Origin of the sequence: Thermosynechococcus sp. OHK43 (assembly GCF_014466085.1) — a bacterium.
Lineage (GTDB): Bacteria > Cyanobacteriota > Cyanobacteriia > Thermosynechococcales > Thermosynechococcaceae > Thermosynechococcus.
Map to the genome: position 1 here is coordinate 1 of NZ_JACOMP010000138.1, position 11,931 is coordinate 11,931.

At 53.9% G+C, this 11,931-nt stretch carries 14 protein-coding genes; 2 read left to right on the forward strand and 12 right to left on the reverse strand.

Going from position 1 to position 11,931, the window contains the following annotated elements; all coding sequences use genetic code 11:
- The 6 genes from H8Q75_RS05640 to H8Q75_RS05665 all read right to left on the reverse strand — a co-directional run.
- Positions 1–973, reverse strand: a 973-nt coding sequence (locus H8Q75_RS05640) for a nitrilase-related carbon-nitrogen hydrolase (RefSeq protein ID WP_297040892.1), incomplete at its 3' end; no start/stop codon positions are given.
- A gap of 17 nt (positions 974–990) precedes the next feature.
- Positions 991–1,692, reverse strand: coding sequence for an NUDIX domain-containing protein (locus H8Q75_RS05645; RefSeq protein WP_024124457.1), 702 nt, complete (start codon positions 1,690–1,692; stop codon positions 991–993).
- Positions 1,689–2,249 (reverse strand): nicotinate-nucleotide adenylyltransferase, encoded by a 561-nt coding sequence (locus tag H8Q75_RS05650; RefSeq protein ID WP_024124456.1) that lies wholly within the window; start codon positions 2,247–2,249, stop codon positions 1,689–1,691. The genes H8Q75_RS05645 and H8Q75_RS05650 overlap by 4 nt, the downstream gene beginning before the upstream one ends.
- Entirely contained in the window at positions 2,246–3,559 is a 1,314-nt protein-coding gene (locus H8Q75_RS05655) for a nicotinate phosphoribosyltransferase (protein ID WP_024124455.1), read from the reverse strand. Before H8Q75_RS05655 ends, H8Q75_RS05650 begins: the two co-directional genes overlap by 4 nt.
- Positions 3,560–3,582: 23 nt before the next feature.
- Positions 3,583–4,572 (reverse strand): o-succinylbenzoate synthase, encoded by a 990-nt coding sequence (locus H8Q75_RS05660; protein ID WP_297040893.1) that lies wholly within the window; start codon positions 4,570–4,572, stop codon positions 3,583–3,585.
- A gap of 12 nt (positions 4,573–4,584) precedes the next feature.
- Positions 4,585–5,034, reverse strand: a complete 450-nt coding sequence (locus tag H8Q75_RS05665; protein ID WP_051372774.1) for a hypothetical protein — start codon at positions 5,032–5,034, stop codon at positions 4,585–4,587.
- A gap of 526 nt (positions 5,035–5,560) precedes the next feature.
- Here H8Q75_RS05665 and H8Q75_RS05670 point away from each other — a divergent pair.
- A complete protein-coding gene (locus H8Q75_RS05670) occupies positions 5,561–5,857 on the forward strand; it encodes a hypothetical protein (protein WP_024124452.1) in 297 nt (98 codons plus the stop codon).
- Here the strand turns inward: H8Q75_RS05670 and murQ are convergent.
- The 4 genes from murQ to H8Q75_RS05690 form a co-directional block, all read right to left on the reverse strand.
- Positions 5,854–6,780, reverse strand: coding sequence for an N-acetylmuramic acid 6-phosphate etherase (gene murQ, locus H8Q75_RS05675; protein WP_024124451.1), 927 nt, complete (start codon positions 6,778–6,780; stop codon positions 5,854–5,856). The genes H8Q75_RS05670 and murQ overlap by 4 nt on opposite strands.
- Positions 6,777–7,349 carry a hypothetical protein gene (locus H8Q75_RS05680; RefSeq protein ID WP_024124450.1) on the reverse strand — a complete coding sequence of 191 codons (573 nt, stop codon included), beginning with the start codon at positions 7,347–7,349 and terminating at the stop codon, positions 6,777–6,779. The genes murQ and H8Q75_RS05680 overlap by 4 nt, the downstream gene beginning before the upstream one ends.
- 58 nt (positions 7,350–7,407) lie before the next feature.
- On the reverse strand, positions 7,408–8,436 hold the full coding sequence (gene pdhA, locus H8Q75_RS05685) for a pyruvate dehydrogenase (acetyl-transferring) E1 component subunit alpha (RefSeq protein WP_024124449.1): 1,029 nt from the start codon (positions 8,434–8,436) through the stop codon (positions 7,408–7,410).
- A gap of 431 nt (positions 8,437–8,867) precedes the next feature.
- Positions 8,868–9,200: a DUF565 domain-containing protein gene (locus tag H8Q75_RS05690; RefSeq protein WP_024124448.1), complete on the reverse strand. Its 333-nt coding sequence runs from the start codon at positions 9,198–9,200 to the stop codon at positions 8,868–8,870.
- A 57-nt stretch (positions 9,201–9,257) separates the two neighbouring features.
- On the opposite strand from H8Q75_RS05690, the gene H8Q75_RS05695 reads away from it, so the two are divergent.
- Positions 9,258–10,217 (forward strand): alpha-E domain-containing protein, encoded by a 960-nt coding sequence (locus tag H8Q75_RS05695; protein WP_024124447.1) that lies wholly within the window; start codon positions 9,258–9,260, stop codon positions 10,215–10,217.
- Between the two features lie 99 nt (positions 10,218–10,316).
- On the opposite strand, the gene H8Q75_RS05700 is transcribed toward H8Q75_RS05695, so the two are convergent.
- A complete protein-coding gene (locus H8Q75_RS05700) occupies positions 10,317–10,949 on the reverse strand; it encodes an ATP synthase F0 subunit B (protein WP_024124446.1) in 633 nt (210 codons plus the stop codon).
- Positions 10,904–11,410 (reverse strand): pantetheine-phosphate adenylyltransferase, encoded by a 507-nt coding sequence (gene coaD, locus H8Q75_RS05705; protein ID WP_024124445.1) that lies wholly within the window; start codon positions 11,408–11,410, stop codon positions 10,904–10,906. The genes H8Q75_RS05700 and coaD overlap by 46 nt, the downstream gene beginning before the upstream one ends.
- Positions 11,411–11,931 lie beyond the last annotated feature (521 nt).

Consider the following 11,931-nt stretch of genomic DNA (forward strand, 5'->3'; position numbering starts at 1 on the left):
CAGTGGCGATCGCCGCCACCAAGGCTGAGTCAATACCGCCACTGAGACCAATCACCACCTGCCGAAAGCCACATTTACGGGCATAATCCCGCACCCCCAAAACCAAGGCTTGCCAAATTTCCGCCGCTTCACCTCTGGCCAAGGGAGCAATCATAGCGGTGGGTTGCAAATCGCCATCTCGCCAGCGCACGGCTAGGTAGTCCTCACGAAACCCCTTGGCGCGGCTCACCACTTCCCCCTGCCGATTTACCGCTAAACTGGTGCCATCAAAAACCAGGTCATCATTGCCCCCCACCTGATTGGCATAGATCAAGGGACAGTTATATTGCCGCGCTGTGTGCTCAATCAACGCCTGCCGCAACTTGGGTTTGCCCACACAGTAGGGGGAGGCCGAGAGATTCACAATCAAATCCGCTCCCTGAGCCACCAATTCCGCAACGGGATTGCGCTCGTAGTGCCGCTGCCCCCAAAACTGCTCATTGTTCCACAGATCTTCACAAATTGTGACGCCAATTTTAAGCTGATCGGTGGCCGTCGTCAATGTCAAGAGATTCTCTGTACTGCCGGGGGCAAAGTAACGGCACTCATCAAAGACATCGTAGGTGGGCAACAACTGCTTGGCGAAGACCTGTTGCACCTCACCTGCCCGCAGGAGAGCAGCGCCATTGTAGAGGGGCTTTTGACCCTTGAGGCCAGCGTCAGGGTTGGGCAAAACGGTTCCCACCAGTACAGCCACCGCTGGGGGCAGGGCACTGGCCAGGTGGTGCAGTTCCTGCTGCATTGCCTCAACAAAATGGCGGTTGAGCAGCAGATCCTTGGGGGGATAGCCACAGAGGGCCAGCTCCGGGGTAATGACCAAATCCACAGGGTGCTGGCTGCGGATCTCCTGGACGGCGGTGGCGATCGCTGCCGCATTGGCTCTGAGACTGCCGACGGTGGGGTTCAGTTGTGCAATCCACAGATGCACAGCCATAGACAATTCCTCAAAGGTTAGACAAAAACAAGGGGCTTATCCTTCAGGGGTGCAAAGGCCTCGCGATCGAAGCGGTAGAGGGTTGCCGGTCGCCCCGCCCCGCGGATGACTTTCTGGTGCGTATCTTGCAAGATGCCCAATTTCAGAAGCCGGGAGCGGAAGTTAGAGTAGTCGGAAAAGTTAGCCCCTAGGACGGTGCTGTAGAACTGATAGAGATCGTTGAGGGTGAAATACTCCGGCAGCACATCAAAGGCCACAGGGCTATACTCCAGCTTATTGCAGAGGCGGCGGTGACCATAGGCCAAAATTTTGCTGTGATCAAAGGCCAGATCAGGACAGGCACTCAGGGCAAACCACTGCACTGGCAACTCCCCAGGAGCAATGAGTTCGGCATCGGCAAAGCGCACCAAGGCAAAGTAACTCACAGACAAATAGCGTTTGCCATAGGTGGGATTCCGGTCCGATTCGCCAAAGGTGTACAGTTGCTCCAGATAGAGGTTACTGACGCGAATTTTTTCCGCCAAGGTGCGGTAAGCAGCGGCTTCAAGGGATTCCCCCTGCCGTACGAGGGTGCCGGGCAGGCTCCAATAACCGGCAAAGGGGGGCTGTTGTCGCTGCACCAGTAGCACCAGGAGGCGATTTTGATCCGTATCCACGGAGAAAATGACGTTGTCCACGCCAACGACAAATTCTGCCAGGGGCAAAGGGGAGACCGTCATGGGTGCGAGTAAAGTCCTTGCTCCTGAATATACTGGGCGATCGCTGGCAGGAGTTGTTGGGTATCCCCCTGTTGCCGATAGGTTGTCGAGGAAACCGCTGGCCCGCAGTAGTTCGCCAGTTCTACGTGGGGACACAGCCGCTGCACCACTTGCCAATCCTTAGGGGCAATGACAACGCCAGGACGCTGCAGGACCAACAGTTGCACCTGGCCGAGGAGTTTTTCCGCCTGGTACCACTGGGGTAGCTTCGCAAGGACATCACTGCCCACCACAAGGGTGAGGAGTTCCCCTGGCCACTGCTGCTTCACCTGCTCAACGGAATAGAGGGTGTAAGGGTGGCTGAGTTCGGGGTGATGCTCGACATTGGGGCGGTTGAGACTGCGCACCAGTAAATTCAGCATGGCTTGGCGATAGGGCAAGGGGGTTTGTTGCCCCTTAAAGGGGTTATCGGCTGCCCACACCAAAATGCGGTCATAGCGATCGCTCAACCACTGGAGAATGTCCCCGTGGGCGGCTGTGGGTGGATCGGCACTGGTACCAAAAAGGGCAATGGTCATGGGCGCTGTCGTAACTGTTGGATCAAGGCGGCAAGGGCAGGGGAATAGACGACGGGCTGGGTCACATCCAAGAGAGTCTCTGGCAATTCCGCGAGGCTGGCGCGGTGGCGATCGCGAATGGTCATCAATGACTCCGGCGGATAAAGGGGGCACCCTTCCCTCATAACTGGTTCAAGGAGCGGTTTACCCCAAACCTGTTCCTCGCTGGCAAGGGCAAGGCAATCCCCACTGGGGCGGCGATAAATTTGCTTGCGTCCGGGTAGGGTCATTTTGCCACTGGAGATCTTCATTACCCCCTGACCATTGATCTCCACCAGCTTATAGACACCGTTGACCGGTTCTCCCGTAACCAGCTTCGTGCCGATGCCATAGGCATCAATACAGGCACCCGCTGCCCGCAGGCGGCGAATTTCCCCCTCATCGAGATCGCCACTGGCAATGATTTTGACGTGGGGCAACAGTTGACGGATTTTCTGGGAGAGGCTCAAGAGATCCCCGGAATCAATGCGCACCGCCTTGACCAAAATCTCCCCAGCGGCTTGGCGATCGGCAAGGGTGCCAATGGCGGCAAGGCTGTCATAGGTATCTACCAAGAGTGCCCCTTCGGGATAGTAGCGCAAGAAAACCGTAAAGGCCTCCTGTTCCGTACCCTTGAGGGTCGCGATCGCCATGACTAGGGAATGGGCCATGGTGCCTACGGGAACCATCCCCAACTGCTGCGCAGCAAGGACATTGGAAGTGGCCGTAAATCCTGCCGCTAGGGCAGAGCGGGCTGCCCACAGGGACGCTTGCGGACTGAAGGCGCGCCGCGTGCCAAATTCCAGGAGATCCACCTCTTCCCCCACCAGCTGTCGCAGCCGGGAAGCACGGGTGGCCACAAGGGTTTGGTAGTTGACGATATTGAGCAGACAAGTTTCTATCCACTGGCCTTGCCAGAGGGGGGCGTCAATGCGCAGCAGGGGCTCCTGGGCAAAGACGACTGTGCCTTCCGGAACCGCCCAGACATCGCCGCGGAACTCACTCTGGCTCAATAGCTCCCAAAATGCTGCCGGTGCACGTTCAAAAACCGCCAGACCTCTGAGGTAATCAATTTGCTGAGGCGTAAACCGCAGCTGTTGCAAATACTCCAGTACCTGAGCCAACCCCATCGCCACCAGATACGTATAGCCTCGGGGCAATCGCCGCACACTGAGTTCAAAACTGGCGGGTGTCCAAGCCAAATCTTCGCCGGCGTAGGTGGCCACCATTGTCAGTTGATAGAGATCCGTCAACAAACTGTAGTCACTGGTGGCCAAGGTGAAGCCTGTCATTGTTCTGGGATGTCGAGGATGTTTTACTTATAGTAAGTTTTACCATAATTGTCAAGGCGATGCCATTCTGCGTCGTACTCAGCCAAGGTGGTCAGCAGGGGTGCCGATCGCCAGCGGTCAACACCAAAGCCGAGGGCATAACAGGGTTGCCATGTTTCCAAAAGATGAAAAATTGCCGTGCGGGCGATCGCCCCTTCGAGGGCAGAGGAAAAGACTAGCTGCTGCGGTTCTAAACCCCGACGCAACAAGAGACTCAGTGCTTCTGGAGGACCAAAGAGAACCGGCTTAATCACAAAGAGTCCCGGCCAGCCGCGATCGACCCAACGCTGCAATTGCGCAGCATTGACCACACTTTCATCGAGAGCGATCGCTGTTGTCACCGCTTGGGCAAGGCTCAATAGAGCTTGCCATTGGTCAGGGGGTAGCGGTTGCTCCACATACTCAATTTTGCCGTTCCCATGGCGATCGAGCCAAGTCAACCAGCGGGTTGCAGTTGCCACATCCCAGCCGCCGTTGGCATCAAGGCGCAATTTTGCCCCTTGGGGCAGGGCTGCCAGTAACGCCTTGAGAATTTCTTGCTCCGCCTCTGGGCACAGGACACCCACTTTCCACTTGAAGGTGGTTTGTCCCCGCTGCCAAGGCTGCTGCCACTGCTCAAGGGCGGCCTGACCACTCCCTAAAAGTGCGCAGATTGGCCAAGGACGCACTCTATAGGGCAATCGCCCCACACTCTGCCATGCGGTGGCAAAACCAAACTGGGCAGCCGGTAACGCCTCTGGAATCGTGGCCATGATCTCTGGGGTCAGGTAGCCAGGGAGTTGCTCACACAGGGCAATATCAGCATTGAGGGTTTCGCTGCCCCAGCCGGGGAGGGGGGCAATTTCACCGTAGCCCACTTGACCCTGTTCATCTTCCAGACGCAGATAAATCCCTGAGCGCGATCGCCAGATCCCCTGCGCCGTTGTCAAAGGTTCCTGCAGAGGTTCCTCATAGATACGCCATTGCCAGCGCATCCCTAGCCCCCACTAAACCCGCTCGAGGGTGGCCTCAAGCAAATGTTTGAGCTTATGGTTGTTGTGAATGCCGCTAAGAAGGGTGTAGTGATTGGCATCCAACTGCCAGTAGTGCTCAAAACCCGTACAGCGGTTGACATCCCCCAGCAAAATAAACTGCTGCACGATCGCACGGGGGGTAATCCAGCCCTCCCCTTCTAGCCGACCCAAGAGGCTGTGTTGGAGCACATAGGTAAACACCTGCTCATCCAGTTCCAACTTTCCCCGTGACTGCAACACTAATTCTGGCTTAACTTGATCGGGAAATGTGATCTTGGCCGCCATTGAAAACCAGTCATCTTGGCCGTAGGAGACAAGAATCCTCCCCGTCACTGGAAGGGGTTCTTGATTGGCCTCTAGCCAGGTGCCCTTGAGCAGCCACCGTCCCCCATCCACTAAAAATGTATGATTCACGTTTCTCATACCCCCAATGGCTGTCCTGATTGTATCGTTACCCTATGGGTGGGGGTAGAGATCAGCAGAAATTTTTGTGACATACTTCCAACGCCCATGCTGACGCCTAAAGTGCAGGCTTCTTCGTGACCTCTGCTCCTGCATCGGGGCTTTCCTGAGCTTTAAGGGCGGGATGCCCCACCGCCCCCTGTCTCATAGGGGTTACCCCATTAATCAATCAGCTCTAGTGGAAAAATGTGCTTTGGTATGAGTTGCATTTCACTGCGTCATGGGGAGGTGTCACGGTATTAACCCTATGAAAATACATCGAAAACTAAGACACCTTCAGCAACAGAGATTGCTTACTGCTGCGCACATGTAGCTAGCAGTACTCCACGCAGCCAGCACGGCTTTCATCCCGACACTCAGCGAGGCTGCGTCAACCGTAAGGCGCAAGGCTTCCTACCCAATCGCTAAAATAGAGCACATAGAGAATGCTCCCAACGCAGTTAGGGGTTATAAATACCTAGTTTTACCCCCTTTGAGGTCTCTCCCTATGCGTCTTTCCACCCTCACCTGGGCGATTGTTGCCAGTATGCTGAGTGCTTTACCTGCCTTTGCTGATTCTGCTGCCATTGGCACGATTCGAGTGAGTCCCGAGTTGCGATCGGCACTGCAATCGGCCCCCAATCCTGGGGCAAGTCCCAATGCCGTCCAGCCTGTAAGTAGTATGGCGGAGATTGAAAACAGCCTAGAGATTTCCCCTGTGCCTGCCCGCCCAGAACCCAGGGTGTACAGGCAGTTTGAGGAACCCCGCAACGGTCGTGGTTTCGGCTTCAAAGTGGGCATCTAGGGGTCAAGGGCAGCACCTCTGGCCGCGTGCAGTTGGCCATTATGTTGCGCCAGTAGGGCTTGGGCAGCAACGGCATCCAGGCCTGTCCAGTGCATGAGCAGGGCACGCTTCACTTGGTAGCCACTGCGCTCGAGAAGCGCCGCTGCCGCTGCGCGATCAATTCCTGTGAGATCAGTGAGAATCCGCAGGGCACGATCCAGAAGTTTACGATTGGTGACGGCCACATCTACCATGCGGTTGCCATAGACTTTGCCCAACTGCACCATCACCCCTGTGGAAATGATATTCAGTGCCATTTTTGTTGCGGTACCCGCCTTCAAGCGGGTGGATCCAGCAAGAAGTTCAGGCCCCACTAACAGGCGAATATCAATGTCAGCCCTGCGCTGCACTTGTTCTACGGGAACGCAGGCCATAAACACAGTCAGCGCCCCCACCCCTTGGGCAGCATCCAGTGCTCCATGGACATAGGGAGTTGTGCCGCCAGCGGTAATGCCAATTACCACATCTTGAGCCGTGATCTGGCGATCGCCCACCACGGCTGCACCGTCTTCGTAGCGATCCTCCAGCCCTTCGGAACTGCGCACCAGGGCTGCGTCACCCCCAGCGAGAATACCTTGAACCAAATGGGGCGGTGTACAAAAGGTGGGTGGACATTCCGCAGCATCCAAAACCCCCAAACGACCACTGGTGCCAGCACCAATGTAAAAAAGCCGTCCCCCTTGGCGGAGGCGGGCTGCTGTGGCACTAATGGTTTGGGCTAAGGCCTCGCGGGCTTGGGCGATCGCCCGCAGGGTCTGGGCATCTTCCCGATTAAAAAGATCAACCAGTTCCAGGGGGGTGAGCTGATCGAGGTTTTGACTGGCGGGATTGATCTGCTCTGTCAAGAGATGGCCACGACTGGGGAGTTCTTGGAGATTTGTCATGGCCGCGCCGAAATTTCTGCCATTTCAATCACAGTGCCGTCGTAGTCCTTCACAAGGAAATTGAGGGGGCGATCGCTCCGCATTTTGTAGCGTAGTTGCCGCCGCTGAATCCGCAACAACAGGAGTTCAAGGCACTCACGGTCAAAGCAGAGATGGCGCTGGCGATTGCGTTCCCCCTTGCTAGCACCCCTAATAACATGGAGTTGGGTATTTTTCTTGAGTTGGTACCACAAACCATCACTGGGACTGGGGCGCTTTGGACTGCTGTAGCTCAGGGCCGAGGGCACATAGAGGGGATCCATCGAGGCCACGCCAAGGGTTTGCTCATAGTTGTAGTAGTAGTGTAGGGGCACATCGGCAATGGGTAAACCCAACTCCTGCTCATAGAACTGTCGTGCGTGCTCTAGATCCGAGACCATGATGGTGTAAACCGTGGGAGCACTGGACAAAAAGAGCCACATTGCCCCTGCATAGCCCATCAGCAGCAGGATCATAATTCCTTGGGTGGAGAATATCCCATCCCAAAGACCATCCAGCCAAGCAAATAGGAGGTGAGGCGTCAACAGCATGCCAATGCTCTAGGAGAGTTTTTTCTATTGTAATGTGGTCAACCGAATTGAGCCGCAATTACTCATCTGCAAAGATATAGTCATAGAGTTCTTCAGGCTGAGGCTCCGGACTTTCCTCGGCAAAGGTCACAGCATCCTCCACAATCCCCTGTACTTTTTGCTCAATCGCCCGCAGGTCTTCGCTAGTGGCGAGTTCTTGCTCCACGAGGTAGGCCCCCAGCTTCTTGATAGGATCCCGCTTCAGCCAAAACTCTTTCTCTTCCTTGGAGCGCAGTTCATCGGGATCCGCAAGGGAGTGACCCCGGAAACGATACGTCAAAGCTTCAATAAGGGTGGGGCCTTCACCGGCACGGGCACGGGCGATCGCTGCCTCAGCTACTGTACGCATCGCCAACACATCCATACCATCTACTTCCTCACCCACCATGCCAAAGACCTTGGCCTTCTTGTAGATTTCTGTTTCCGAACTGGCACGCTCATGGGCCATGCCGATCGCCCACTTGTTATTTTCTACAACGAAGAGAATCGGCAATTTCCAGAGTGATGCCATATTCAAGCACTCAAAGAACTGGCCATTATTGCTGGCCCCATCGCCAAAGAAGCAAGCGGTGACCTGATCAGCTTTGGCATCGCCCATCACTTGACGGCGATACATTGTCTGAAAGGCAGCCCCCATAGCCACAGGAATCCCCTCAGCAACAAAGGCAAAGCCCCCCAAGAAATTATGCTTGGCAGAAAACAGGTGCATTGAGCCGCCGCGGCCTTTGCTGCACCCTGTGGCCTTGCCAAAGAGTTCAGCCATCACTTCACGGGCAGGCACACCGGCACTTAGGGCATGGACGTGATCGCGATAGGTACTGCAGACGTAGTCATCGGGACGCAAGGCCTTGATCACGCCCGTAGAGACAGCTTCTTGACCGTTGTAGAGGTGCACAAAGCCAAACATCCGCCCCCGATAGTACATTTCGGCACACTTATCTTCAAAGGTGCGCCCCAGTACCATATCCTCATAGAGCATTAACCCCTGCTCACGGGTAATGGTCGTTTGGGGAATGGACAAAGAGGGCAGACTACGCTCTTGAACCATAGCAGGCAGTGATTAACTGAGGGTAAACGCCATACCAACAGGGCAAGCTGCCCTTGGCACCCCACTATTGTACTCAAATTACAGCCTTTTTCTTAAATAGGGGAGTAACAAGGGAATTCCAGCCTTTCCTAATCACAGTAATAGGTATTCCTGCCCCTTGCCGGTTGGCTCACAAGTCCCGTAGATCGCAGTGCTAGAGAAATCGCCAAGGCTCTTGGTTGCGGCAGCTCCAAAGAAACTCCAAAGAAAGGTGAGCTATGGGCAGCAGCCATCAATCCAGATCGTGCCATGGGCTTTCTAGGATGCAACTGGCCCGTCTCCCGTTTCCGCCGCTGCAATGAGCGCTTCCAGGTCTTCTGGCGGTTCCTGGTCGGGAATCGCAGTCAAAATTGCAGCGATGCTCATTCAGGTATCCCCAATTGCATCAGCAACTAACTTCCCAGCAGGAAGGCAACGAGGAACAAGCCATAGAGCAAACCAAACTTCAGGGCATTGAGCATTTCGCCAAAGAGGGTTTGCCGCAGTTTCCAGCGATCGCCATAGAACACAGCACTAATCACTTCGGCAACGATCGCCACGATGGTCGAGGCAACAATATCTAAATAGCCCAGTTGACCCGCACTAGAGGAAATTGCCAAGCCCAAGAACACCCCAAAAAGAAAGGCAATACTCAGTGTCGCTAGCCGTCGCCACGGATTTTTTAACTGCTCCTGAATCCCAGCGCCCAGACGATCGAGCAGGGTATTAAGACGGGTTCGCTGCATATACTCAAGACTGGCAAAGGTTGCTAGAGTGGGCAGAGAGTGAATGCTTGCCAGTATATGTTAAGTCGTGTTGCCGATGCGGTGTATTGGTTAAATCGCTACATTGAGCGGGCAGAGAATATTGCTCGTTTTGTGGATGTCAACTTGAATATGCTACTAGATCTGCCCACGAGTCTTTCCAGTCAATGGGATCCCCTCGTGTTAACAACGGGGGATTTGCCCTTTTTTCAGAAGCACTACGGCACTGCTACGGCTGAAAATGTGATTCAGTTCCTCACCTTTGACACCACCTATCCCAACTCCATCATCTCGTGTTTGCGGGCGGCACGGGAGAATGCTACATCCATTCGCGAGGTGATTTCCTCAGAAATGTGGCAGCAGGTGAATGCCTTCTACACAATGGTGCGCGAGGCGGCTAAAGCCCCTGAGGGCTTAGAGATTGCCAGCTTTTTGGCACAAGTGAAACAGGCCAGTCACCTTTTTGCTGGCGTGATGGACAGCACTATGAGCCACAATGAAGCGTGGCACTTTGGCCAAATGGGACGGTTACTGGAGCGAGCCGATAAAACCTCGCGGATTCTCGATGTGAAATACTATTTGCTGTTGCCCTCGGTGGAAGATGTGGGCACGCCCATTGATGAGTTGGGCTGGATTGCGCTCCTGAAATCTGCCAGTGCCTATGAGATGTACCGTAAACGCCGTTCCCATCGGATTACACCCGCAGGGGTAGCAGAGTTTTTGATTCTCGATGACGAGTTTCCGCGTGCGATTCGCTTTTGTCTGTTGCAGGTGGAAAAATCCCTCTACAGGATTACAGGGACTCCCTTGGGGAGTTGGCACCAGCCTGTGGAACGCCAACTGGGACGCCTGCGATCGCAACTGGACTATTTGACAATTGATGAAATTATTAGTCAAGGCATGCACGAGTTCCTCGATTACTTGCAGCAGCAAATGAATGAGGTGGATACGCAAATTTTTCAAACGTTCTTTACCTTAGAGCCTGTGAAAGCCCGTTAGTGTGAGAATTCCCTTGGGTCTAGGTGGCCGTATGGGTTCCTGGGCGATCGCCCCCCTGATCCAAGCACTGACAAACTGACGTTGGAGAATTTCCTAGGGTTAATGGTGGGCTTGGTGCTGCTTGAGGTATTGGCGCCCGTTTTGAATCACCGCTAGCATTTCCTTGAGTTGCCGTTCCATTGCCGCAAGGGTGCGATCGGCATAGGCGTCCGCTTCTTGTTGTCGCTCCTGACATTCATGGCGGGTCAGTTGGCGCAGATGGGCTAGTTCTTTTTCTGTATTTTGCCGTAGCAGATTGATTTCCTCGAGCGCGCGCTGGCGCATCAATTCCACCTCTTGCTGCACCTGCTGGCGAATTTTCTGAGCTTCTAGTTCTGCCTGCTGGCGAATCCGCAGTTCATCAGTTATTTGGGCAGCACGTTGCTCTGCGGCGCGAAGAATTTCTTGGGCGCGGTGCTGGGCGCGCTCGATGATCTTATCACGCTGATTGAGAATCTGTTGCGCGGCCTTCACTGATTCGGGGATCGCCTGTTCAATGTGGGCAAGCTGGTTAAGGAGCTGCTCTTCATCAATGAGTTTGCGCCCTGTCAGCGGAATCTTCGTTCCTTCAAGAATCAGGAGTTCTTCCAGTTTTTGTAGTTGTTGCAGGAGTTGCAGCGCAGGAGCAGGGACATCAAGGGCTTCTTTTACTCCGGCGGTCGTTGAGATGGGATTGGTGTTTGAGTAAAGCATGCTTCTAAATCCTTTGCAACACTGGCTGGTACAAGATGACGAACATTACCGCCAAATCGGGCAATTTCTTTTACTAAGCTACTACTTAAGAAACTATACTCATTGGACGTGGTGAGGAACACAGTCTCAATCTCTGGCCAAAGGCTTTTATTGGTGTGGGACATCTGAAGCTCGTATTCAAAGTCCGACAGAACCCGTAGCCCCCGCAGAAGAACCTTTGCCTCTTGGGATCGCGCGTACTCAACGGTCAGGCCATCAAACGTATCCACCCGCACATTTTTTAAGTGGCTGGTAGCCGCCTGTACTTGCTTGATCCGTTGGCTGACGCTAAAGAGGGCTTTTTTCTGAGGGTTGTGGGCGATCGCCACAATGACCTCGCTAAAGAGACGAGCGCCCCGCTCAATAATATCCAAGTGGCCTAGGGTAATGGGATCAAAACTTCCGGGATAAACAGCAAGCATAGGCGGTTCAATAAGGAGATGAAGGGTTAAACAGCATCAAGGGTAAGACGATCATCGCTGATTTCTCGGAACAGCGCATGCCATCGCTGGATCAGCAGACCATCGGCGATCGCCCTAGAAATTCTCTGAAAAGGACAGTATCTTTGCTAATCAACCCTGGAAGCAAGAGCGATAAATGATCCCCACCCGCCTACAGACATGGAGCTGCTGCAATCAATAAAATTGATGTAAAGAATTGTAATCAGAATATAAAAAAACAAATAATTGTTACAGGCCTATAAGCAATATTTGTGGCCTTGGCTCCCAAGTTCAGACTCAATGTGTAAATTTGTAAATGGTTTATTAAATTTTACGGTGCCACGTAGTGGCTATGCTGCAGGGCATTTACACAAAAAACTATTTGTATCCTTGAATACTTGACGATCCCAGATTTCAGACCTTATAAAAGAAGCATACTTCATCCAATGGAGTTGGGTTTTCCTTCAATTTAAGCTTAGCTTAAGTTAACTTCAATGCCTTAG

What these genes read in the sequence shown, in the direction of transcription:
- H8Q75_RS05645 (WP_024124457.1), bottom strand. Translation starts at nt 1,692, where the DNA reads ATGACGGTCTCCCCTTTGCCCCTGGCAGAATTTGTCGTTGGCGTGGAC.
- H8Q75_RS05650 (WP_024124456.1), bottom strand. Translation starts at nt 2,249, where the DNA reads ATGACCATTGCCCTTTTTGGTACCAGTGCCGATCCACCCACAGCCGCC.
- H8Q75_RS05655 (WP_024124455.1), bottom strand. Translation starts at nt 3,559, where the DNA reads ATGACAGGCTTCACCTTGGCCACCAGTGACTACAGTTTGTTGACGGAT.
- H8Q75_RS05660 (WP_297040893.1), bottom strand. Translation starts at nt 4,572, where the DNA reads ATGCGCTGGCAATGGCGTATCTATGAGGAACCTCTGCAGGAACCTTTG.
- H8Q75_RS05665 (WP_051372774.1), bottom strand. Translation starts at nt 5,034, where the DNA reads ATGAGAAACGTGAATCATACATTTTTAGTGGATGGGGGACGGTGGCTG.
- H8Q75_RS05670 (WP_024124452.1), top strand. Translation starts at nt 5,561, where the DNA reads ATGCGTCTTTCCACCCTCACCTGGGCGATTGTTGCCAGTATGCTGAGT.
- murQ (WP_024124451.1), bottom strand. Translation starts at nt 6,780, where the DNA reads ATGACAAATCTCCAAGAACTCCCCAGTCGTGGCCATCTCTTGACAGAG.
- H8Q75_RS05680 (WP_024124450.1), bottom strand. Translation starts at nt 7,349, where the DNA reads ATGCTGTTGACGCCTCACCTCCTATTTGCTTGGCTGGATGGTCTTTGG.
- pdhA (WP_024124449.1), bottom strand. Translation starts at nt 8,436, where the DNA reads ATGGTTCAAGAGCGTAGTCTGCCCTCTTTGTCCATTCCCCAAACGACC.
- H8Q75_RS05690 (WP_024124448.1), bottom strand. Translation starts at nt 9,200, where the DNA reads ATGCAGCGAACCCGTCTTAATACCCTGCTCGATCGTCTGGGCGCTGGG.
- H8Q75_RS05695 (WP_024124447.1), top strand. Translation starts at nt 9,258, where the DNA reads ATGTTAAGTCGTGTTGCCGATGCGGTGTATTGGTTAAATCGCTACATT.
- H8Q75_RS05700 (WP_024124446.1), bottom strand. Translation starts at nt 10,949, where the DNA reads ATGCTTTACTCAAACACCAATCCCATCTCAACGACCGCCGGAGTAAAA.
- coaD (WP_024124445.1), bottom strand. Translation starts at nt 11,410, where the DNA reads ATGCTTGCTGTTTATCCCGGAAGTTTTGATCCCATTACCCTAGGCCAC.